Annotated in this window: 18 protein-coding genes; 10 read left to right on the top strand and 8 right to left on the bottom strand. The window is 69.6% G+C overall.

The window, feature by feature from the left end:
* Nucleotides 1-22 precede the first annotated feature (22 nt).
* Nucleotides 23-2110: a serine/threonine-protein kinase gene (locus tag J7E88_RS33615; protein WP_215187263.1), complete on the top strand. Its 2088-nt coding sequence runs from the start codon at nt 23-25 to the stop codon at nt 2108-2110.
* Between the two features lie 375 nt (nt 2111-2485).
* Here J7E88_RS33615 and J7E88_RS36595 read toward each other — a convergent pair whose 3' ends face one another.
* The 8 genes from J7E88_RS36595 to eccB all read right to left on the bottom strand — a co-directional run bounded on the left by J7E88_RS36595 (nt 2486) and on the right by eccB (nt 10626).
* Nucleotides 2486-2632, bottom strand: a complete 147-nt coding sequence (locus tag J7E88_RS36595; RefSeq protein WP_251023599.1) for a hypothetical protein — start codon at nt 2630-2632, stop codon at nt 2486-2488.
* A 708-nt stretch (nt 2633-3340) separates the two neighbouring features.
* Nucleotides 3341-3640: a WXG100 family type VII secretion target gene (locus J7E88_RS33600; protein WP_215187262.1), complete on the bottom strand. Its 300-nt coding sequence runs from the start codon at nt 3638-3640 to the stop codon at nt 3341-3343.
* Between the two features lie 68 nt (nt 3641-3708).
* Nucleotides 3709-4056, bottom strand: a complete 348-nt coding sequence (locus tag J7E88_RS33595) for a WXG100 family type VII secretion target (protein WP_215187261.1) — start codon at nt 4054-4056, stop codon at nt 3709-3711.
* A 118-nt stretch (nt 4057-4174) separates the two neighbouring features.
* Nucleotides 4175-5446, bottom strand: a complete 1272-nt coding sequence (locus J7E88_RS33590) for a S8 family serine peptidase (protein WP_215187260.1) — start codon at nt 5444-5446, stop codon at nt 4175-4177.
* Between the two features lie 25 nt (nt 5447-5471).
* Nucleotides 5472-7169: a hypothetical protein gene (locus J7E88_RS33585; RefSeq protein ID WP_215187259.1), complete on the bottom strand. Its 1698-nt coding sequence runs from the start codon at nt 7167-7169 to the stop codon at nt 5472-5474.
* Nucleotides 7166-7642 (bottom strand): hypothetical protein, encoded by a 477-nt coding sequence (locus J7E88_RS33580; protein WP_215187258.1) that lies wholly within the window; start codon nt 7640-7642, stop codon nt 7166-7168. Before J7E88_RS33580 ends, J7E88_RS33585 begins: the two co-directional genes overlap by 4 nt.
* A gap of 198 nt (nt 7643-7840) precedes the next feature.
* Nucleotides 7841-9085, bottom strand: coding sequence for a type VII secretion-associated serine protease mycosin (gene mycP / locus J7E88_RS33575; protein WP_215187257.1), 1245 nt, complete (start codon nt 9083-9085; stop codon nt 7841-7843).
* Between the two features lie 14 nt (nt 9086-9099).
* Complete coding sequence (gene eccB, locus J7E88_RS33570) at nt 9100-10626, bottom strand: type VII secretion protein EccB (protein WP_215187256.1); 1527 nt, start codon at nt 10624-10626, stop codon at nt 9100-9102.
* A gap of 179 nt (nt 10627-10805) precedes the next feature.
* Between eccB and eccE the strand changes: the two genes are divergently transcribed.
* The 9 genes from eccE to J7E88_RS33525 form a co-directional block, all read left to right on the top strand.
* Entirely contained in the window at nt 10806-12140 is a 1335-nt protein-coding gene (eccE, locus tag J7E88_RS33565) for a type VII secretion protein EccE (protein WP_215187255.1), read from the top strand.
* Nucleotides 12140-12856: a hypothetical protein gene (locus tag J7E88_RS33560; RefSeq protein ID WP_215187254.1), complete on the top strand. Its 717-nt coding sequence runs from the start codon at nt 12140-12142 to the stop codon at nt 12854-12856. Before eccE ends, J7E88_RS33560 begins: the two co-directional genes overlap by 1 nt.
* Nucleotides 12857-13101: 245 nt before the next feature.
* Entirely contained in the window at nt 13102-13335 is a 234-nt protein-coding gene (locus J7E88_RS33555) for a DUF397 domain-containing protein (protein ID WP_215187253.1), read from the top strand.
* Between the two features lie 435 nt (nt 13336-13770).
* Nucleotides 13771-16719, top strand: a complete 2949-nt coding sequence (locus tag J7E88_RS33550; protein ID WP_215187252.1) for an SCO5717 family growth-regulating ATPase — start codon at nt 13771-13773, stop codon at nt 16717-16719.
* Between the two features lie 200 nt (nt 16720-16919).
* A complete protein-coding gene (locus J7E88_RS33545; RefSeq protein ID WP_215187251.1) occupies nt 16920-18812 on the top strand; it encodes an ABC transporter substrate-binding protein in 1893 nt (630 codons plus the stop codon).
* Between the two features lie 3 nt (nt 18813-18815).
* The gene (locus J7E88_RS33540; RefSeq protein ID WP_215187250.1) at nt 18816-19865 is read left to right on the top strand and encodes an ABC transporter permease; all 1050 of its coding nucleotides are present in this window, start codon (nt 18816-18818) and stop codon (nt 19863-19865) included.
* Nucleotides 19862-20782 carry an ABC transporter permease gene (locus J7E88_RS33535; RefSeq protein ID WP_215187249.1) on the top strand — a complete coding sequence of 307 codons (921 nt, stop codon included), beginning with the start codon at nt 19862-19864 and terminating at the stop codon, nt 20780-20782. The genes J7E88_RS33540 and J7E88_RS33535 overlap by 4 nt, the downstream gene beginning before the upstream one ends.
* Nucleotides 20779-21756, top strand: coding sequence for an ABC transporter ATP-binding protein (locus J7E88_RS33530; RefSeq protein WP_251023598.1), 978 nt, complete (start codon nt 20779-20781; stop codon nt 21754-21756). Before J7E88_RS33535 ends, J7E88_RS33530 begins: the two co-directional genes overlap by 4 nt.
* 82 nt (nt 21757-21838) lie before the next feature.
* The coding region (locus J7E88_RS33525) for an ABC transporter ATP-binding protein (protein WP_215187247.1) at nt 21839-22809 on the top strand (971 nt) is incomplete at its 3' end.

Raw genomic sequence — 22809 nt, 5'->3', positions numbered from 1 at the left:
CGCGCAGAAAGCAGCCGTACTCGTGAAACCCCTCGGCCCCGGCGACCCGCTCCGGCTCGGACCGTACCGACTCCTCGGCGTCCTCGGAGAGGGCGGTATGGGAAAGGTCTACTTCGGCCAGGACTCCTTCGGCAGGAAGGCCGCCGTGAAGGTCCTCCGGCCCGAACTGGCCCACGACCAGAACCTGGGGCAGCGCTTCGTCCGCGAGGCCCAGATGGCGCAGTCCGTCACCAGCACAGGCGTGGCACGGGTGCTCGGCGCGCACACCGATGGCGGGCGCCCGTGGATCGCCACTGAGTTCCTGACCGGTCCGACTCTGGACAATGCCGTCCGTGCGCACGGTCCGCTGGACGAGCCCACTCTGCGCGTCCTGGCCTCGTCCCTCGCCAGGACGCTGGCCGACATCCATGCCGCCGGGCTGATTCACCGCGACCTCAAGCCCGCCAACATCGTGCTGACCTCGGCCGGACCGCGCGTCATCGACTTCGGCATCGCCCGGCCGGAGCACGGGCTCACCCTCACGACCACCGGGCAGATCCCTGTCACTCCCGGCTTCGGCGCTCCCGAGCAGGTGTTGGGGCAGCGTGTCGGGCCCGCGGCGGACGTGTTCTCGCTGGGTGCCGTGCTGATCTACGCGGCCACGGGGAACCAGGCGTTCACCGGAACCCACGTCGCCGCGGTGCAGTACGAAGTCGTGCACGGAGCACCACGTATGGACCAGATCCCGGCGCATCTCGCCCCGCTCATCGGCCCCTGCCTCGCCAAGGACCCGGCGCACCGGCCGACGCCCGGTCAGTTGGCGGCGGCGTTCGCGCCTGCCCGTGGCGCGGAACGGGTCTGGCGCCAGGGACCGCTGGCGTCGGACATCAAGGAGCAGGAACGCACGATCCACCGTCTGACGACCGTGGTCGCCTCTTCGGCCTCTGGGGGGGTGTCGCGACGGCGCCTGCTCACATCGCTCGGGGTGGGCGGTGCGGTGCTCGCAGCCGGAGCCGGGGCAACGGCCTGGTGGCTGGGCAGCCGGGGTGACTCGGGGCCCTATGCACTGCCTTCGGCGGCCGACACCCCCATGGCCGACCCGGTCGCCGCGACGGCCGGGAAGCCCAAGCCGCTGTGGGGCCCCGTACAGCTGCTCGACAAGACGGGCGGCGGACTGGTGCCTGTACGTGATGTCGTGATCGCCGTCGGCGCGGCGGAGGGTGGGCTGACTGCCCATAGCGTCGTCGACGGCAAGCGCCGCTGGCACGCGCGCGGTGTAGACGCGGACGCCGGCATCGTCACCTTGTCGGACGCCCTCGTCGCGGCCGTGGACAAGAAGGGCGACGTGGTGACGTTCGTCGCCTCATCGGGTGAAGACCGGTGGTCGGTCCCCGCATCTGCGAAGTACGTCCTCGCAGCCGACGACTCGGCCGTGTACATCGTCACCAAGGACGACGAGCTCCGCAGCATCAGCCGCTCCGACGGCAGCATCCGCTGGACCGTCGCCCTGGAGAATCGGCTGGAGGCCGAAACCCGTCCGCGTAGCGTGGCCGGAGGCGGCCGACTGGTGGTCGCGACGAGCAAGGGCCGTATCCGCGCCGTCGACACGACCGACGGTCACCAAGTGTGGAGCAACGACGACCAGTCGTCCATCGCCGGCAATGTCAGCCTCTATCCTGCACTGCACAAGGACATGGTCCTGATCGACGGTGCCACGCTGACCGCCCGCAGCTTGTCGGATGGCACCGAACGGTGGACGAAGAGCATCACGCTCGGCGGCGACCTGCAGCCCTCGGGCCCTCCGCTCGTCCAGAACGGCCTCGTGTACAGCGCACAAGTCTCGTACGTATTGGCCCTCAACGCCACGGACGGCACCGAGGTCTGGAGATCGCCAGCGGGCTACTTCATGAACAGCCCGGTGGCGGTTCAGGGCGATGCAGTGTGCGCCATCAGCTCGACAGCAGGCGACGGGGACGGCTGGGCGCTCCATGCGATGTCGCGCAGCGACAACAAGCACGTCTGGAACCAGCCCCTGCCGAACGACGGCAGCACCTACTGGCTGGCCGGCGACGGCAACCGTCTCTTCCTGAGGGCGGGGGCGGAGGTGGTGGCGCTGCCGGTGTTCGAGTGAGGCGCGGTCCTGACGGCGCGGCATCTTGGCTGCCTCTTCCGCACTGACCGGATATGCGCTGGAAATACGGGCTGAGCAGTCACTTCGGCCAGCCCCTGCCCGAACGGTGCGCATGCGGTCGTCGAGAGATGCCGCAGTGCTGCGCCCGAGCCGAGCTTGAAAGCACGTCAGAGGACATCAGGGCGTCATGGGCTGTCGCCGTCTGCCATGACCGGAGCCGGAACGTGGCAGGGGCAGTCACCGACCAGATGACGCACCCCGGACACGGAGGTGCCGCAGGGCACATGATCACGGCAACGATCGTGGCGGTCGACGATACAGCGGGGCGACCGGAACTCGGGTTCGGCTGCCGGGTCGCCAGGCCCGCCTGGTCCGTCACTGGTCCCGCTCCGGCTGCACGAACGCGTCCGCCAGCACGCGAGCCAGCAAGGACACGCTCACCGCATCGGCGATCTCCGGAGTGACCCACCATGCGTCACTCGTGCGGTCGCGATGAGGACCGTCGTACTCCTGCGCCAGCACACAGACCGACCCGCCACACACCGGCCGAACCACGACCGCGACGGCGAATACGGACCGCCGCGCCCCGCAACAGGGATAGACATGCCCACTCATCGGACACCTGCGTGGATGTTCCGGCGGTCAACGTCCACACCGACCGTGGCCAGCCACAGCGCCCGCCGCCGCCTGCGCTGCACAGCCGGACAGGACAGGGCCGTGTTAAGGGCGAGCCAGCGGTGACCGGGCACCGTCGAGCGGCGCTGCCTGTTTCCGGGAGTACGGAGACCGCTGAGCGGGGACGCGAGGCATCCCGGGTGAAGGCCGGCTCACCTTGCGGGGTCGGGGGGTGCGGCGTTCTGCCTGATGGTGGACGGAGCCTCCCGGTGCCTGCCAGTAGCCGGGAGCGTCAGCATCAGCAGCCGGAGAAGGAAAGGGATCAAGACCCAGCCCGGTGCACGCGCGACGCCTGCTCGTCTCGCCGATGAGTACGGCATCGCCCAGACGACCGCCCGCCGGGCAATGCGCGAACTCCGCGAGCGCGGCCTGATCTTCACCGTGCCCGGCAAGGACTCCTACGCCACACCCGCCGCCTTGACTGGCTCCTCCCCTGAGGGGCAGGCGAGGCGTAAGCGAGCGGGGTCGAACTGGTCGCCTGTGGGCCGAGGCAGCAGAGAGGTGGGCACCCCTCGCGCGTGCCCACCCCAGATGCCTGCCTGCGCCATTCAGCGCCTAGAGGAAGTAGCTGGCGGCCTTCTTGTCGCCACCCATGTAGTCGCCGCCCGCCTGGCCAACGACCCGGGCGATCTCCTGGAGAGCCAGGTGGATGTCGTTGGCTTCCTTGTCCCACTTCTCCTGTTCCTGGACGTAGGCTGCGTGGGCCTCGCCCTCCCAGCCGGCGGCGACGCTGGCCATGGCCGTCTTGATGGACCGCAGGTCCTCTTCGAGCTTCTTCGCCTGGTTACCGAGCACCGTGGCCGTCGCGTCGAGAGCTCCGTACTTGACGACAAGCCCGTCGTAATTCGTGCTCATGATTCCCTCACTCACCTGTTGTTGTGATTCGGCTTTTGGCTTGCCGAGATCGGGTCTGCCCAGTGGTTCTAGAGCTTGCTGAGGTTCGACGGCGCAGTTGTACCGACACCGAGGTCGACGTTGATGCTCTGCACAGCGGCACGGAGTTCGTCCTCCGTGCCGTCCTTGATCTTCCTCGACATGCTCATCGCCTCGAGGAACTTTGCGAGGATGTTGCCGAGACGCACCATTGAGGTGTTGATCTCTTCTTGCTGCGCGTTGAAGGCCCCGGCAGCGATGCCCTTCCACTGGCCCTCAAGGCTGTCGACTGTGCCCTGAATCTGCTGGAGCTGGCCCTTGATCGAGTTGAACTTCTCGAAGAGGTGCTTCTCGAGCTGGATGACTTGCTGGTCTGAAAGCCGCTGTCCCTGTGACACGGTTGCGTTTCCCTTCTGAATTACTGTTGTGACCGGCTGGGTTTCGCTTCACCGAGTAGTGAGGTGAAGCATGACTTGAGGTGAAGGCCTTAACGGGCTTTCGAGCCCGACCTTTTGATCAGGCGCTGCGACGCTTCCGCGCGAAAGCGAAGGCGCCGCCCCCGATCACCACCACAGCGGCGGCGATGGCGCCGATTACCCATCCGGGCAGACCGCTGTTATCCGAGGACTCGGAACTGGAGCCTGCCACAACGGCGTTGGGGCCGGGCTTGTCTGCGGGGGCTTGTGACGAAGCTGGTGCAGAAGGAGCCGGAGCACCGTTGGCGGGGACGTCACCGCCCGTCTTCTCATCGGTGAGAGGGCTGACATCCGGTGCGCCGGGCTCACCCTTCTTGTCCAGAATGATCTGCCCGGGCCGGATGAGACCGTGGCCGAGATAGACACTCCGGGTGCCCTTCTTCCAGTCCCGGGCAGCTGTGTCGATCATCGCGCGAAGGACCTGGTTCGCAGTCCAGTCGGGGTGCTGGGACCAGATGAGAGCGGCGGACGCCGATGCGATGGCGGTAGCCGAACTGGTGCCACCGTCGCCGCCGCAGTACTTCGTGAACGTCTCGTCGCACCAGCCGGGGATGTCGTTGCCCGGGGCGGCGATGTCGACGTTGTCGCCGTGCTGCGAGTAGTCGGAGACCTTGCCCTTCTGGTCGGCGGAGGCGACGCCGACGACGTCCGGGTAGGCAGCCGGATATTGCGGCTTGTTGCCCTCCTCAGCGTTGTTGCCAGAGGCGGCGAAGAACAACTTGCCCTTCTTATGGGCGTACTCCACCGCTTCTCGCCCGTCCACGCTTGAGTAGTCGCTGCCCATGGACATGCTGATGATCTGGGCATCGCTGTCCGCCGCGGCGCGGATGGCATCCGGAATATCCTGGCCATTCACGACTCGCCCGTTCTGATATTCCGTATCGGAAACCCTGAACGGAATAATCTTCACGCTCGGAGCCAAACCGCGCAGGCCGCCGCCCTTCCCCGTGCCTGCGATCAGTTCGGCCATTGTGGTCCCGTGGCCTCTGTAGTCATCGGTCTCGTCACCCTCAGTCTCCGTGGTGTCGAGTCCCTTCAGGACCTGCCCCTTCAGCGACGGGGTAGAGGGGTTTACCCCACTGTCGATGACAGCGACCTTGATGCCTTCACCCTTTGCCGCCTCCCAGAGCTCGGGAGCAGCCATTGCCTTCAGGTACCACTGCCCCGCCTGAGCGTCCACAGTGGTTGCGGCGAAAGCACCTCCCGAGAGGCCCGTGGACCAGGCGCATGCCGCAGCAACCGTGCAGACAACCCCTGTTCGCAGCACACGAGACACACCGCGCTTTCGCGCCCGGCCCAACACTGACGCCATCCTGGCTTCCGAACCTTCCCTGTGCCTAGTCGATTACCGGGGGAACGGCGTTGCGGCGCCGTGCCTCCCAGGTCTCTTCGTCTTCCGTCAGGTAGTCAGGACGCGACGACTCCGTGCGCTCCTGCTCCTCGTTCTCGGCCTTCTCACGGTTCCTGGCTCCGCGAGCAAGACCCGAACCGCCTTGTGTGAAGCCACCAGCGCCAGGACGTGAGCCCGTTGCGCCGGCACGCGGTGTGCCCACGACTCCGTTCGGCCCGGCGACGGGCCGCGCACCGGTCCGCGCACCGGTGTTCGCGGGCGGTGATCCGACTACGCCATGCTGGCCGATCCGTCCCCCGCCGGTGCGCCCCGTCGGCGTCGCATCCACGCCGATGACCTTCCCGCCCGGAATACGAGAGGCGGATGAGGGGCCCGTAGGGCGCTGCGGCCTTCCCCCAATGATCCCGTCCGTCCGCCCAGTCCGTGACGCCCGTGTGGGCTGCTGATTGGCACCTCGTCCCACCGGTGCGTTCGGAGGACCACCGGCGCGGCCGACGCCAGGATTCTGGTTCGTCGCGTTGAGTGGACCAGGGCCGCCTGTGCGTCCCATAGGCGGCTGGCCGCCCTTGCCGTTCGACGGGCCCGGACGTCCTACGGCGGGGGTGGTTTCAGACCCACCTACTCGGCCCACGGGACCCTTGGCGGGTCCAGTGGTGCGCGGCAGTCCGGTGGATTGCAGGGGTCGGGGACCGCCCTTCGTCTGGTTGAGGAAGGGAGCCACTGGTGGCATGGGCGAGGTCGGAGATGGGTTCGGTCCGGTGGGGGGCGAAACCGGGGCCTGAGGAGCCGGCGTCGTCGGTGGAGTCTGGGTCAGGACACTGTCGATCTCCATTGACGTGTTGGTCTGTCGAGCCGGTGCGACTGTGCCAACGGGTTCCGTGCGCGTCGAGCCTTCCGAGCTCCTGGAGCCGGCATCCGACAGGTCGTCCCTTGATGCCCCGTCCGCCAGTCCAGCGTTTGCAGCGGCCTCACGCTGCGGCTGACTGTACGTCGCCGAGGGCGGCGGCACATTCGCCTTCAGTGTCCGTTTGAACTCGGGGGGTTCCTGCGCCGCCAGCGTCTGTTCAGACACCGCGTAGTAGGACGCCAACTTGTACATCTGGTTGATGGCTTCTTGGCGGTCCTTCTCGACCTGCACCGCCTTGTCGTACTCCGCCTTGTTGGCAGCACGCTCTTCCGGCGGGATGCTCTCGGGCTTCCGCTTCACCGCCCGGGTGTCGCGCGGGGGCATCTTCACGGAGGCGAGGCCTGTGCCCGCAACAGTGATCTGCGTACCCGCTACATCTGCGAACTTCGCGAGTTCTCCCGCATGTCCGGCCAGGGCGCGTCCGAAGGACTTGAACTCCTCGCCGGACTCACCCTTCCATTCGACCTTGTTCACGTACGACAGGAGCTCCCCAGCCGCGTCCCTGAGGGCGTCCCTGGCGCTCCACAGAGCATTGCCGGCGTTTTCGAGATCCGCCGGGTTGGTGTTTTCGACCAGGTCGATCAGGTCGTTGAGCTGCCTTCCTTCGAAGTCGCTCCTCGCGAACGGCCCAGGACCGTTGGAGTCGCCTCCGAAGATGCTGCCCATCACCGACGTGACCGTCCTGGTCATGTCGGTAACCCCGAGCTGGGCCTGGACTCGTGCCAGGTCCTGTTCGCGTTGCTCCTTGGGGCTCAGCTCCGGCGCGTTCTCGGTCATCGGTACGTCCCCCCATCAGAAGACTTGTCATTGTTGGTCGGCGCTTGCGGCTTGTCGCTCTTCCCCTCAGCCGCCGCACGCTCCCGATCGATACGCGCCTGGATCGCCGCGAATTCGCGCCTCTTATCCTCTTCGACGTTGTCGAAACCGACGTCCGCGGCATGCACACCGATACTCAGGACCGTGATCTGGTCTCCGAGCGACTTGGAAAGCCTGACAAGGGACTGATGGACCCGGTTGTACTGCGCGTAGAGCCCCTCTGCCTCCGGGAATTCAGCCATGCTTTGGCCGCTCAACGAAGCGCGGGAGATCGTCTGAGCCGACATCTTCGTCCCGCCGGCCGCGCTCTCCTCCAGCTCGCTCAGCAGCTTGTTCACCCGCGTCTGAAACCGCTTCAGCGCACCTACGCCGCGCTCGAGATCGCTCGTGCCACTCGAGCCGCCCCCACCCTCTGCCGGAAGCACGATGCCCATTCCTCCCCGTTTGCTACAGCCGTCCTGCATTGCGATCGTGGTGACTCGCCATCCACCGATTGCATCGGATACCACTCTAACCACCAGGTATGACAGTCCCAAGTGTCTTATCCGTCACGGGACTTCAACACTTCGACCCGGCCACGCCGTGTGCGGCTGCAATCGTCACCGCCCTGTCACGATCTTGGCACAACTGCCTCAGCCGGCCGCCTGCCGCGCGACCCTTCGGCTCCTGCGCCGGGAGTCGCGGAGAGCGACCGCCGCGCCCGTGATCGCCGCGACCAGCACACCCCCACCCACCATGACGTACGTCGCGAGGCGGGCGTTGCGTTCCTCCGGCGTCTCGCCCAGGTGCAGTTCGGCCGGGGTCGGGGCCTCCGCGCGGGTGACGCCTTCATGTGCCACCGGCTTCTCGATCGGCTTGTCGTCCTCGGTCAGGGCCCGGACGGGGTCGACCACTCCCCAGCCGACGAGGCGGTCATGGCCGGCGATCGAGCGTTCCGCGGTCTGCTGGATCTGGGCGACGATCTGCTCCTGGGTCCAGTCGCCGTGCTTGGCCTTGACCAGGGCGGCCAGGCCGGCGACGTAGGGAGCGGAGAAGCTCGTGCCGGTGTCGGCGCAGTGGCCGCCTCCCGGCACGGTGGAGATCATGTCGACGCCCGGGGCGGCCACGCCGACGAAGTCGCCGGACTGGGAGAACTGGGCCCGTTCGTTGTTGCGGTCCGACGACGCGACGGCCAGCACGCCGTCGTACGAGGCGGGGTAGGTCCGCTTGACGTTGCCACCCAGTCCGTCGTTGCCCGCCGACGCGACGACGACGATCTCCTTCGCCAGGGCGGCGTCCACGGCCTGCTTGAGCGCGGGTGCCGGTTCCACGGCATTGGCCGTGTCCTGCGAGATGTTGATGACGTCGGCCTCTTCGTCGATCGCGTGCCGGATCGCCCGGGCCAGGGTCTCGGCGGTGCCGTGGCCGTCCGCGTCGTTCTGCTGGATCGGGATGATCGTGGCGTCCCGCGCAAGACCGACGAAACCGGTGCCCTTGGCAGGGCGGGCGGCGATGATGCCGGCCACCTTGGTGCCGTGCCCCACCGTGTCCGTGGTGCCGTTCTCCTTGCCGCGCTCGATCTTGTTCCCGTTGTCGTCCTTGATGTTCTTCGGGATCAGGTTCACGCCGCTCTTGGTGTCCACGGCCTTCGTCAGCTGGGGGTTCTTGACGTCGACGCCGGTGTCGATGACGGCCACGCGAACCCCCTTGCCGGTCGACTGCTTCCACAACTCGTCCAGCAGGACGCGCTGGAGCGACCAGGGGCGGCCTTCGTACTTCTTCCCGGGAAAGGTGCACTGCGTGCTGTCATCCGCCGCCGCGGTGGTCATGGGCAGGCCGATGACCGTGAGCACGGTGGCGGCCGCGGCGGTGAGCAGGCGCCGGGTGGTGTTCGTCATCTTCGTACCGGCCCTCACGAGCCCTGGGGCTGCCGCGCGGCCCCGGTCGACAGACGCGGCCCGGTGGGCAGGAACGTCGACCATTCCGCGGGGATGGGCAGCGGGTCGACGCCCTTGTAACCGAGCCGGTTCTGGGCCTGCTGGGCCTCCGCCTGACGCGCCTGCTTGTCCGCAGCCGAACCGGAGGAGCCGATGCCGGAATCGTCGGTGGCGCTGTCGCCGTTGGACTGCATCGCGTAGCGCAGCCCGGTGTCGGTCACGAGGAAGAGGAAGCCGCTGCCGGTCGTGGAACCCTTGAACTGGCGGAACAGCTGGCCGGATCCGGGCGTGACGTAGGCGCTGCTGGAACCGGTCGGCATGGTGGCGGGGAAGTCGGTGCCCGCCCAGGTGCTGAGTGTGGTGGCTCCGCTGTCGGCGTCCACCGATCGCAGGACGTTGCACACCGTGTTGCGGCTGTCTTCGGCGGTGCTCGTGTCGTTGACGGGCACCGGTGCCGCCTGCGGCCACTTCTTGTCCTGGCCGAACGCCCGGCCCGGCTGGAAGGCGCCGCCGCTGACCGCGGTCGCCTGGCCGGCCTGGCCGAGGTCGACGAGCTGCCGGCTGTTGAGCAGCAGCTTGGCGGTGAAGTCCGACACGGGGGCGACCCGTCCCTGCAGGACCACGTACATCTGCTTCTTCGTGCCGCTCGTCGCGGACAGGACCATGCCGACCTTGTTGACCTGGGGGTCGAGCTCACCGGGGATGCCGGCAGGGGTGCCGACCTCCCCTTGGACGGTCGGGAACGTGATGGTGTCGCCCTGGTGAAGGGTGGCGAGCCAGGCCTCGGACACCCGCTGCGCGGCGCGGTCCTGGCCGACCAGCTGACGCAGCAGCAGTTCGTCCTTGTCCACGCGGTAGGCCGTGCCCGCCGCATCGACCACGTAGCGGGTCTTGTCCGGGCCTTCGACGTAGAGCAGTTCGCCGCCGCTCAGACGGTTCGCGCCTTCCGTCTTCTTCTCCTCGCGCTCGGCGAGGACGAAGGCCGCCTTCTGGATCGCCCGGCCGCCCTCGCCCGGCCGCTCGCACACGGCCCAGCGCTTGGCCGCGCCGGCTTCCTTGCTGTCGGGCAGACGGTCGGGGGCGTACGGGATGCCCAGCGTGGCGCCGTGCGGAATCTTGCCGCTGTCGAGGACCGACTCGTCGACGTTGATGACCTTGCCCTTGTCCGGGTTGAGCAGGAGCTTGGCCGACGACATGTTCAGGACCGGATGCAGCTGCGTCTTCTTCCCGGTGGTGAGCACGACGTAGCGAGTGGTGGACTTGCTGGCGATGATGACGTTCTCACCCGGCTTGTCCCAGTCCTTGGGGGCGACCGGCTTGAACATCCCCCAGGCGCCGAAAATCGCGAGAACCACCACACCGACGATCGCTCCGGGAGCCACCGCACGCAGCGGGCGCGGTGCACCTTCCTCCGAGCCGGTCGCATTCGGCTGCACGAACTGTGCAATCAGCCTCCGCTTCGCGAAGGTGTAGGCGTTCAGTTCGTCCCGTCGTGATGCCATCTGTTCGCTGTCCCTCTCCCCGCTGGGCGACCAGGTTCCCACACTCATCGGAACGGCCTGCCGTCCTGCCGCCCCTACTATGCCTGCTGGCGCTTGCGTCTCACTGCTCAGGTAGGGTGATCGCCCGGTCAACGCCCATAAGAATTTGGTTATTACGGACACGAGGGGGCAACGCGGCGATGGGTACGGCGACGCGTGCGCGGAACGGGCGGACCACCGGTCAGGCCCCTGGTACTTCCCGACGGCAACGCAGCAATGCGCCGACTACGCCTGCCGCGCAGGGCGTTCCGGCGGTGACAACACTGCGCCCTCTGTCGCGCACCAGCCGTCTCGGCCCGTTCCAGTTGCGACAACTGGTGCTGGTGGAGGCGGCGCTGGCCCTGGTCGCGGTCGGATTCGCACTGGGCGGTCTGTGGCTCGTGCCGACGTGTGTCGTCGCGGGGCTGCTGGTGCTGCTCGCGGTGATCCGCCGCCGTGGCCACGCCCTTCAGGACTGGCTGGCCACGGCCATGTCGTTGCGTACGCGCAGGCGGAGCACGGCTCCTGCGGCGCCCGACGCCGACCTCTCCCTGGCGCCTGTCACCGAGAGCGTTCCGGGCCTGCGCCCCTCTCCGTTCGTCGACCGGAACCGTCGCACCGTCGGAATGCTGGGTGACGGCACCTTCCTGACCGCCGTGGTGCGCGTCGAGGCCAGCGGGTCGGCGCTGCGGCCGGCGTTCGGCGCCCGTGCACTCCCCCTTTCCCTCCTGGGCGATGCCCTTGCGGTGGACGACATCGTGGTCGAGTCGGTGCAGTTGGTGCAGCAGGTTCGTCCGGCTCCGGCGCCCCACCTCCCCCAGCAGTCGGTGGCCCGGCTTTCGTACGCGCCGCTCCAGGACCGGACGGGCGCGCCCGCGCTGCGGATGACCTGGGTGGCCGTGAAGATCGATCCGGAACTCTGCCCGGAGGCCGTGGAGGCCCGTGGGGGCGGTTTCGAAGGGGCCCAGCGCTGTCTGGTGCGCGTCGCGGACCATGTCGCGAGCCGTGTCACCGGAGCGGGCTTCCAGGCCGTCGTCCTGGATCAGGAAGAGCTGAACTCCACTGTCGCGACCGCGGCATGCGCCAGTCCGCGCGCGGCGGCCCGCGCCGGGCGGCCCGACGCGGCACCCGCGCGCCGTACGGCGGAGACCTCACGGGTCTGGCGGTGCGACGACCGGTGGCACACCACGTACGCGGTCGGCCGGTGGCCCGAGCTCGGGCGGGGAGCGGCTCCCCTGCCGAAACTGGTGTCGCTGCTCACCGCGGTCCCCGCGTACGCGACCACGTTCAGCCTCACCGTGCGGCGCGGATCACGCCAGGGAGCGATGGACGTGGGCGGCCACGTACGGATCACGGGTGGCTCGGACACGGAACTGGTCGGAGTGCGGCGCGCGTTGGAGCAGGCTGCGCGCACCGCGAAGGTCGGTCTGCTGCGACTGGACCGCGAACAGCTGCCCGGCGTGCTCGCGACGATGCCTCTGGGAGGTGCTCGGTGATGGGTCGTGCCGGAATGTCGAAGGGTCTGCGGGGCCTGATCGGCCCGCGTCACGCGGGGCACACCATGGCCGCCGACCACCTCGGCGCCCTCTCCCTGCCGGTGGGCGACGACGGCGTGGTCATCGGCGACGACGCCGAGGGTCGTCCGCAGATGGTGGGCTTCCACCGCTCGACCCCGTACGACGTGCTGCTGATCGGCGGCCTGTGGACCGCGCAGGTACTGGCACTTCGGGCGGCGGGCACCGGCGCCAGGGTCGCGGTGGAGACCGGGCGCGCACGGGAGTGGAGCGTTCTGGCCCAGGCGGCCGGCGCGGGCCTGGAGTGCATCACGCTCCATGACGTGGGCCGTGTGCCTCCGATGGGTGCGACCGTCGGCAGTCCCGTCGTAGTGGTGCGCGACTGCGGTATGCGGCCCCCGCGCGGGCGCGTGGTGTCTTCGCCGTGGCAGTCCGTTCTGACGCTTCTGCCGTATCTGAGTCCGGTGGCGCCGCGGTTGTTGCGTTCCGCGACGCTGGTCGGTGTCCAGAGGGTCTCGCCGCAGGAAGCGCAGCAGATCGGACGCATCCTGGGGCTTGCCCAGGGCGAAATCGATGCTCTGCCGACGCTGGCGGACGGCGTCACGCTCTGGTGCGCCGGACGTGAGCGCCACTGGGTCATGACGAGCGCGACGGACGCGGAGTCCGGTCTGCTCGGTGTGGCCCGCCGGATGGACTGACCCTGCGTGTGAGGTCCGCGGACGCGATGCTCCGGCGGACGCCACGAAGGGGTGAACGGCCGCTCGCCGACGACCACGTCACCTCGCCGAGGGCGGTCCCCGAAGTCGCCCACCTGCCCGGCCCACTGGCCTAGGATGTTCCACGGTGACGGAGAGCGACGCCGAACTACGCGGCGCCACGAGGCACTTGGGCCGTTCACCCGGCTGCCGAATGTCGGCTGTCGGCTGTAGCGAAAGGAACCCTGATGGGGAGCGCGCAGGAGAAGGACGAGCTGTACGCCCTGGACATCTCCGACGTCGAGTGGCAGGGCCCTCCCGGCACCAGCCCGGACGAGGAACGGGTCGAGATCGCGCACCTCCCGGGCGGCGCCGTCGCCATGCGCTCCTCCCTGGATCCGGACACGGTGCTTCGGTACACGGAGGCGGAGTGGCGCGCGTTCGTGCTCGGCGCACGGGACGGCGAGTTCGATCTCCGCTGAGGCCTCCGTTCCACGCCGGGGCATCGGCCTCTTCACATCGAGCCGGCGGCTCGCGACGACCGGGCAGGGGTCGTGGGACCGCCGGTTCGTCATGACGCAGGCCACCGACGCCGAGACCGGATTGTTGGGCACTGCCCGGCAGATGGACTGAGCAGTCGCACATCTCGGCGCAGTTGTACCGGTTTGCCCACGGGATTCTTCACGCTCCGGCGTACCGGGGTCACCTGGGGGCAGGGCGTGACGTACGGGACAGGGGACGGGGACGGGCGGGCCTGACGCAGTGGCGTTGTTGGCGATTAGGGTGGGTCGGGGCGCGGCAGAAGAACCTCTGGGCATCTTCACCGCGTCTCCAGGGGGAGAGCCGGGCCGATCGGAAGTCAACGGTGGCCCCCACCCACGACGGCACAAGGGTGCTCGACCACACCAGGAGGCAAAGTGAACGGCGATCGGGACGACATCCACGGGGGCTGGAACCTTCCCGTCGACGAGTCCGACGCGGAGCCCGCCGAGCTGACGGGTGAGTTCACCATCGACTACACCCCACCTGCCTGGTACACGCAGAACGCGTCGGGCGACACCTCGGGCGGGAGCACCGGTCAGCACACCCCGCCTCCGCCGCAGGGCGCTCCGGTCGCCGTGCCGGGGCTGCCCGCGGGGAGCGGTTTCGAGCCGAACTGGGCACCGGCGCCGCCCGCGACTGCCGCGGCGCAGGAGCCCGCGACGCACATAGCACACGAGCCAGGCCCCGCCGCCCCGTCGCCCGCGCCCGCTCCCGTGGCGCACGAGCCGGGCCCCGCCGTGCCGCCGCCGGCTCCCGCCGCCTTCGCGCACGAGCCGGGCCCCGTCGCACCGACGCCCGCACCGGTGGCCGAGCAGGCGTCGCCGGCGGCTCCGGTCGCGCCCGTGGCGGACGAGGCGTCGTCGCAGTCCCTCGGGAGCGGCGATCTGGAGAGCGGCGCAACCATGCGCTTCTCCGCGGCGGCGCTGAAGCGGGAGATGGCCGAGCTCGCCGCCGCCCAGGACACCGCGGACTCCCAGGCCGCGGAAGGCGCCGAGGGCGCCGCAGGCACCGACGACGCCGATGCGGCGGAGCTCTCGGAGGGCACCGGTGCCACCCGGCAGGACGACGAATCGGGCGAGCCCGCGACGTCCCTCGCCGTTGCTGACGCAGACGCGGACGACGACCGGGGCGAGCCCGCGGACTCCTCAGAGATGGCCGCCGCCGCCGACGCCCCCCGCGACGCGGTTGCCGACGTCACGCCGGCGGAGGACGAGGCGGCTACCGACGACGTCCAGGACGCCGTGCCCGCCGCCGTCGCCGAGGTCCAGCCGTGGGCCCCTGCGCCCGCCCCTGTCGCGCCGCAGAGTGAGCTGCCGCCGCTGCCGGCCGCGTACCAGCCCGCCGCGCCGGCCCCCGCCCAGCAGTGGCCCGCACCCGCGCCCACCGCCGACCAGTCGGCTCAGCCGCAGTCGCCCCCGGCGCCGTGGCCCACGCCTGCGCCCGGCCAGCCCGGTGGTTACGGTTTCCCGCAGCAGCCGCAGCCGGGCCAGACGCCGCCGGCCCAGACGCCTCAGCCGCAGCACGGCCAGCCGCAGCCCAGCGCCCCCGCCCCGCAGGGGGGTTACGGCTTCCCCCAGACGCCACAGCAGCAGGGACAACAGCCCGGACAACCGGCACAGCCCGCACCCAACGCCCCCGCACCACAGGGCGGTTACGGCTTCCCTCAGCAGGGCCAGCACACCCCGCAGCCCGGTGGTTACGGCTTCCCACACCCCGGACAGCCGGGACAGCCCGCCCCTCAGGCTCCGCTCCCCGTTCCGCCCCAGGCCCAGCAGCCGTACCCCCAGCCCGGTCAGCCGCTCCCGCCGGCGGCCCACCCCGGACAGCTTCCGCCCCAGGCACCCGGTCCGCAGGTCCCCGGCGCACCCGGCGCGCAGGGCGAGGCCGTCGACCCCCGGACCGGTGGCGCGTGGCCCACGCCCGTCACGCACGACCAGCGCGAGCGGTCCGTCCCCGGCGCGCCCCTCGGGTACACGGCCGCCGTGGAGCTCTCCTCCGACCGGCTGCTGCGCAACAACAAGCAGAAGCCCAAGTCGAGCCGTAACCCCTCCAGCGCCGCCCGCTTCAAGCTCGGTGGCAAGAAGGAGGAGGCGGAGCGGCAGCGCAAGCTGGACCTGATCCGCACGCCGGTGCTCTCCTGCTACCGGATAGCGGTCATCAGCCTCAAGGGCGGTGTCGGCAAGACCACCACGACCACCGCACTCGGCTCGACCCTCGCCACCGAGCGCCAGGACAAGATCCTCGCGATCGACGCCAACCCCGACGCCGGCACGCTCGGGCGCCGGGTGCGCCGGGAGACCGGGGCCACCATCCGTGACCTCGTCCAGGCGATCCCGTACCTCAACTCGTACATGGACATCCGCCGCTTCACCTCGCAGGCGCCCTCCGGACTGGAGATCATCGCCAACGACGTGGACCCGGCCGTCTCCACGACGTTCAACGACGAGGACTACCGGCGCGCGATCGACGTGCTGGGCAGGCAGTACCCGATCATCCTCACGGACTCCGGCACGGGGCTGCTCTACAGCGCCATGCGCGGAGTGCTGGACCTGGCCGACCAGTTGATCATCATCTCGACGCCGTCCGTCGACGGTGCGAGCAGCGCGTCGACGACGCTGGACTGGCTGTCCGCGCACGGGTACGCGGACCTGGTGCAGCGTTCGGTGACGGTCATCTCCGGTGTGCGCGAGACCGGCAAGATGATCAAGGTGGACGACATCGTGCAGCACTTCCAGACGCGCTGCCGCGGTGTGGTCGTGGTGCCCTTCGACGAGCACCTCGCCGCAGGTGCCGAGGTCGACCTCGACATGATGCGCCCCAAGACGCGTGAGGCGTACTTCAATCTGTCGGCGCTGATCGCCGAGGACTTCGCACGTGCTCAGCAGCAGCAGGGGCTGTGGACGGCGAACGGCAATCCGCCGCCGCAGGCCGCGCCGCCGATGCCCGGCCCTCAGGGCCAGGGACAGCCGCAGTGGCAGGGCCAGCCGCACGCGCAGGGCCAGCCCGTCCCCGGTCAGCCGATGCCCGGTCAGCCGTACCCGCAACAGCCCCACCAAACGCAACAGCCGCAGCACCCGCAGCAGCCTTACGGCGGCCCGCAGCAGGGTTACCCGCCGCAGGGCTGGCAGCAGTCGCCGCCGTCGCAGGCGCAGTCCCCCGCGACGCCTGCCGGACCGCCGCCCGCCGCGGCCGGACACCCGGGCGCACCCGCCGTTCCGGGTCAGCCGGGCGCCATGGGGCAACCGGATTCGCAAGCACCCGCACTGCCGGCCGGATGGCCGCAGCAGCAGCCTCCTCAGGCACCGCCACCCCCTCAGCAGTAACGCGGCAGAGGTCTGAACCAATGAGGGCCCGCACCGGCTTCCCGGTGTGGGCCTTCGTCGTATTCCCCCAGTCCACGCGTGGTTTGACGGGCCGTTGACGCGGCATGACCACCCTGATAAACCTTCGCTTCACCAGCTGGCGAACCCGTGATCACCCATCTGTCTTCTCCGAGCGAGTCATGACGTGAGGTCACCGTCCCATGGTCCATAAGGCTCCATCCCGCTCCGTCCGGCAACGCCCCCGCTACCGACTGGTCCTCGCCGCCAGCGCAGCCGCCTCCGCGCTGCTGATGTCCGGCGCGATGGTCCCGCCGGCCCACGCCGGCGCCCATGAACGCGCGCTCTCCCCCGCCCTGGCGGCAGCCGGGGAGGAAGAAGAGAAGGACGGCAAGCAGGTCCTCACCGTCGCCGTCTCGCAGAGCGTGGACTCCCTGAGCCCGTTCCTCGCCGCACGGTTGGTGAGCACCTCGATCCACCGACTGGCGTACGAGTACCTGACGAACTACGACCCCCGGGACGGTCGGACGGTCCCGGGTTTCGCCACGGCCTGGAAGCCGTCCGATGACAAGCTCACGTGGACGTACACCATCCGCGACGACTCGAAGTGGTCGGACGGCAGGCAGGCCACCGCCGAGGACGCGGCGTGGACCTTCACCAAGATGATGACGGACCAGAACGCGGCCACCGCCAACGGCAGCTTCACCGCGAACTTCAAGAAGGTCACCGCGCCCGACCCGAGGACGCTCGTCATCGAGCTGAAGAAGCCCCAGGCCACGATGACGGCCCTGGACGTGCCGATCGTGCCGAAGCACATCTGGGAGAAGGTCGGCGACTTCTCGAAGTTCAACAACGACAAGCAGTTCCCGATCGTCGGCAACGGCCCGTTCGTCATCACGGACTTCAAGGTCGACCAGTATGTGAAGCTCCGTCCCAACAAGGACTTCTGGCGGGGCGCGCCGAAGTTCGACGAACTGGTCTTCAAGTACTACAAGGACGGTGACGCCGCCGTCGCCGCACTGCAGAAGGGCGAGGTGTCCTTCGTCCAGGGACTGACCCCGGCGCAGGCCGCCGCACTGAAGAACGCGGAGAACATCAAGGTCAACGACGCCCCCGGCCGCCGCTTCTTCGCGCTGGCGACGAACCCCGGCGCGCAGGCCAAGGACGGCAGCAGCTTCGGCAGCGGGCACAAGGCGCTGCTCGACCCGGCCGTGCGCAAGGCGCTGTTCCACGCTACGGACCGCAGGACGATCGTCGACAAGGTCTTCCAGGGCCATGCGGTCGAGGGCGAGGGCTACATCCCGCCGCGCTTCACCTCGTACTTCTGGAAGCCGGATGCCGATCGGAAGATCGGTTACGACCCGGCCGAGGCGGCCAGACTCCTCGACAGTGCCGGCTACCGGAAGACCGCAGCCGGCAAGCGCGTCGGCAAGGACGGCAAGGCACTGGACTTCCGCGTCCTGTGCCACGCCACCGACCCGAACGACAAGGCGATCGGCAAGTACCTGCAGGAGTGGTGGGGCGAACTCGGCATCGGGCTGAAGGTCGAGTGCCTCGACAACGTCTCGGATCCGTGGCTCAAGGGCGACTACGACCTGGCCTTCGACGGCTGGTCCGTCAACCCCGATCCCGACTTCGTCCTGTCGATCCACACCTGTGCGGCGCTGCCCGCCACGCCCAAGGACACCGGCGCCACCGACAACTTCATCTGCGACAAGCAGTTCGACGAGCTGTACGCGAAGCAGGCCGCGGAGTACGACCCCGCCAAGCGCGCCGAGCTGGTCAAGCAGATGCAGGCGCGGCTGTACGACACGGGCTACATGAATGTCCTCGCGTATCCGAACGCGGTCGAGGCGTACCGTACCGACCAGATCAAGTCCATCACGACGATGCCCGAGGCCGCCGGCAACATCTACGGCCAGGACGGCTACTGGAGTTGGTGGTCGGCCGAGCCCGCCGCGGGAGAGGGCAGCGGTTCCGGAGGCGGCTCCTCGACGGGTGCCGTGATCGGTATCGGCGCGGTCGTCGTGCTCGCCGCCGCTCTCGGGCTCTTCGTCGCGATGCGGCGCCGTTCCACCGCGGAAGACCGTGAATAGTCGATGAGCACCACGAGCACGACCGGCACGGCCGCTGTGGCGCGGGCCCCCGAGGCCCGCGCCGCGAGCGGCAATCTACGCGCCTATCTCCTTCATGCGGCGGGCAGGCTCGGCGGCGCGGCGATCTCGCTGTTCGCCGTGCTCGTCACCAGCTTCTTCCTCTTCCGGATCATCCCCGGTGACCCGGTGAAGGCCATGACCCATGGCATGCCGACGTCCGCGGAGCAACTGGCCGCGCTGCGCCGCCAGTTCGGACTCGACCAGCCGATGTGGCAGCAGTTCACCGACTACTGCGGCAATGCCCTGACGGGTGATCTGGGCATGTCGTACCAGTTCCACGCGCCCGTGGGCGATCTGATCGCCCAGAAGGTTCCGGCCACGCTGCTGCTCACCGGGGTCGCCGTGGTGATCTACTCGTCGATCGGGCTCTGGCTCGGCACCCGCTCGGCCTGGCGGCACGGCAGTCTCGGCGACAGACTCAACACGGGTGTGGCACTGACGCTGTGGTCGGTGCCCGCCTTCTGGCTGGGTCTGCTGCTGATCATCGTCTTCGCGGTGGGGCTCGGCCCCATTCCCGGAATGTTCCCGACCGGAGGAATGGAGTCCGGCAACGAGAGCGGTTTCGCGTACGTCGCCGATGTCGCGCACCACATGGTGCTTCCGGTGATCACACTGGTCGCCGTCGGCTATGCGCAGACGCTGCTGGTGATGCGCTCCTCGCTGCTCGACGAGATGGGCGGCGACTATCTGACGACGGCCCGTGCCAAAGGGCTCCGGGACGATGCGGTGCGCCGCAGGCACGCCGTTCCGAACGCGCTGCTGCCGACGGTGACGATGGTCTTCATCAACCTGGGGCATGTGGCGGCCGGTTCGATCCTGGTGGAGACGGTGTTCTCCTGGCCCGGCCTCGGCGGACTGTTCTACCAGGCGCTCAGCGTGCCCGATCTGCCCCTCGTGCAGGGCCTTTTCGTCGTGTTCGCCGGCGCGATGATCCTGATGAACCTCCTCGCCGACCTGCTGTATCCGCTGCTCGATCCCCGGGTGGGCCGATGACGACGACCCCGGTCGAGAAGACCGCACGTTCCGCAGCGTCACTGGCGTGGGCGCGCCGCCGGCATTCGGTGGCCCGCTTCTGGCGGGAGTACCGCAGGCACCGCGCCGGACTGTACGGGCTCGCCGGACTCGTGCTCATCGCCGCGCTGGCCCTCGCCGCACCACTGCTGGTCGGCCCGGACGTCCAGAGCGTGACGAACGCGCCCGGTACGGCACTGGAACGGCCGAGTGGCGCATTCCCGCTCGGGACCGACCAGTTCGGCCGTTCGCTGCTCGGGCTGCTGGTGTGGGGTGCGCGCATCTCGCTGACGGTGGGGCTGCTGGCGGCCGCGCTGTCGGTGGCCATCGGCACGCTCGTCGGCATCATCGCCGGCCACTACGGCGGCTGGTTCTCCACCGTTCTGATGCGGATCACGGACTGGTTCCTGGTCATGCCGACACTGGTGCTGGCGATCGTGCTCGCGACCGTGATGTCACGCAACATCTGGACCGTCGTCATCGCGATCGGCGTCACCAGCTGGCCGACGACGGCGCGACTGGTGCGGGCCCAGACCATCGCGGTGGAGTCCCGGCCCTACATCGAGCGTGCCAAGGCGCTCGGCGGCGGACACGGGCACATCATGAACCGGCATGTCCTGCCCAATGTGATGCCGCTGGTGCTCGCCCAGACCACGCTCGGCATCTCCAGCGCGATCCTCACCGAGGCGACGCTCGCGTTCCTCGGTCTCGGTGACCCGACCGTCGTCTCCTGGGGCGGCATGCTCCAGGACGCACGCGAGGCGGGCGCGGTGTCCTCCGGCCACTGGTGGTACCTCGCCCCGCCCGGGATCGCCATCGCACTCGTCGCACTCGCCTTCACCCTGTGCGGGCGTGCGATCGAGTCCGTACTCAACCCGAAGCTGGGAGTGGCGCGTTGAGCCTGCTAGAGGTCAGGAACCTCCATGTGACGTACGGTTCCGGAACACGCGCCGTTCCTGCCGTACGCGGCGTCGACCTCTCCCTCGCCGCCGGGCAGAAGCTCGGCGTCGCGGGCGAGTCGGGCTGTGGCAAGTCGACACTGGCCCTCGCCCTGCTGCGGCTGCTGCCCGCCTCCGCCCGGCTGACCGGCGAGATCCTGCTCGACGGCGAGGACGTGCTGACCATGAAGTGGGGGCGGCTGCGGGCCGTCCGCTGGGCCGGGGCGTCGATCGTCTTCCAGGGGGCGATGCACTCGCTGAACGCGGTGCACCGCATCGGCGACCAGATCGCCGAGCCGGTCCTGTTGCACCGCAAGGCCACCGCCGCCGAGGCCAGGACGCGCGTCGGAGAACTCCTGAAGCACGTGGGCCTGCCGGTGTCGCGCGCCGACGCCTATCCGCACGAGTTGTCCGGAGGACAGCGCCAGCGGGTGATGATCGCGATGGCGCTGGCCTGCGATCCCCGGCTGATCGTCGCCGACGAGCCCACCACCGCACTCGATGTGATGATCCAGGCGCAGATCCTGCGGCTGATCGAGCAGCTGGTCGCCGAGAAGGACATCGCGCTGCTGATGATCAGCCACGATCTGGGCGTCCTCGCCGACACCTGCGACGAACTGGCCGTGATGTACGCGGGCCGGATCGTCGAGGAGGGCCCCGCGCGGGCGGTGTACGGCGCGGCCCGGCACCCGTACGGGCAGGCCCTGTCCGCCGCGTTCCCGCGCATCGGGGACCCGGCGTCGCGCCGTGCCCCGCGCGGGCTTCCCGGCGACCCGCCCGACCCGGCGTCGCTGCCGGCCGGCTGCACCTTCCACCCGCGCTGCCCCGTCTCCGTGGACGCCTGCGCCACCGAGGACCAGGTGCTGGTGACGGCCGGTGAGGCGCATCGGGCGGCCTGTCTGCACGTGGGTCCGCAGGGGGCGGAGCAGCTGTGACCGCGTCCCTTCCCGGCCCGTGCCGGGCCCGCCCGTTCCGTCACCCGGTGCAGTGTGCCGGGGCCGCACCGAGGAGCCGCGCATGACCACCACTCCCCTGCTGTCGGCTGCCGGGCTGCACATCGCCTTTCCCGGGCGGCGCGGCCGGCCCTCCGCGCGGGCGGTCGACGGGGTCGATCTCGACATCGGTACGGGCGAGATCGTCGCCCTGGTCGGCGAATCGGGCTGCGGCAAGACCACCCTCGCGCGGTCGCTGCTCGGTCTGGTGCCGCCGACGTCGGGCCGCGTGACGTTCGGGGGAGAGCCGCTGGACTACGCCTCGCGCGCGCTGAAGCGGTACCGCAAGCGGGTGCAGCTCGTGCTGCAGGACCCGAGCGGTTCGCTCAACCCCCGGCACACCGTGTACGACGCGGTCGCCGAGGGCCTGCGCATCCACGGCTACAGGGGCGACGAACGGGCTGCGGTGGCCGAGGGCCTCTCGCGGGCCGGGCTGCGCCCGCCGGAGCGGTTCTTCCTGCGCTATCCGCACGAGTTGTCGGGCGGTCAGCGCCAGCGCGTGGTGATCGCCGGCGCGCTGGTCCTGGAGCCCGAACTGATCGTGGCCGACGAGCCGGTGGCGTCGCTGGACGCCTCCGTACGCGGCGAGATCCTCGCGCTGCTGCTGCGCCTGCGGGACGAGCTGGGCCTGTCCGCCCTGGTGGTGACGCACGACCTGGGCCTCGCGTGGAACATCGCGGACCGGGTGGCGGTGATGTACCTGGGCCGGATCGTGGAGTCGGGCCCGGTGGAGGAGGTGCTGACCGCGCCCCGGCACCCGTACACGAAAGCGCTGCTGTCGGTCCTCCCGGAGTCGCGGGACGAACCGGTGGTCCTGACGGGCGAGCCCCCGGACCCGTCCCGTATCCCGGCCGGCTGCCGCTTCCACGCCCGCTGCCAGGTCCTCTCCTCGGGCGAGGCGGCGCGGGCGGGGGTGGCGGAGCTGTGCCGTACGCGAGACCTCCCGGTGCTGGCCGCGCTGCCGAACGGCGGGGCGGGGGTGGCGTGCCACTGGGC

The sequence above is a fragment of the Streptomyces sp. ISL-10 genome, from assembly GCF_018614575.1.
In the GTDB taxonomy this organism is placed as follows: domain Bacteria; phylum Actinomycetota; class Actinomycetes; order Streptomycetales; family Streptomycetaceae; genus Streptomyces.
The sequence above is the reverse complement of the archived record's forward strand: the minus strand, read 5'-3'. Positions and strand labels throughout refer to the sequence as shown.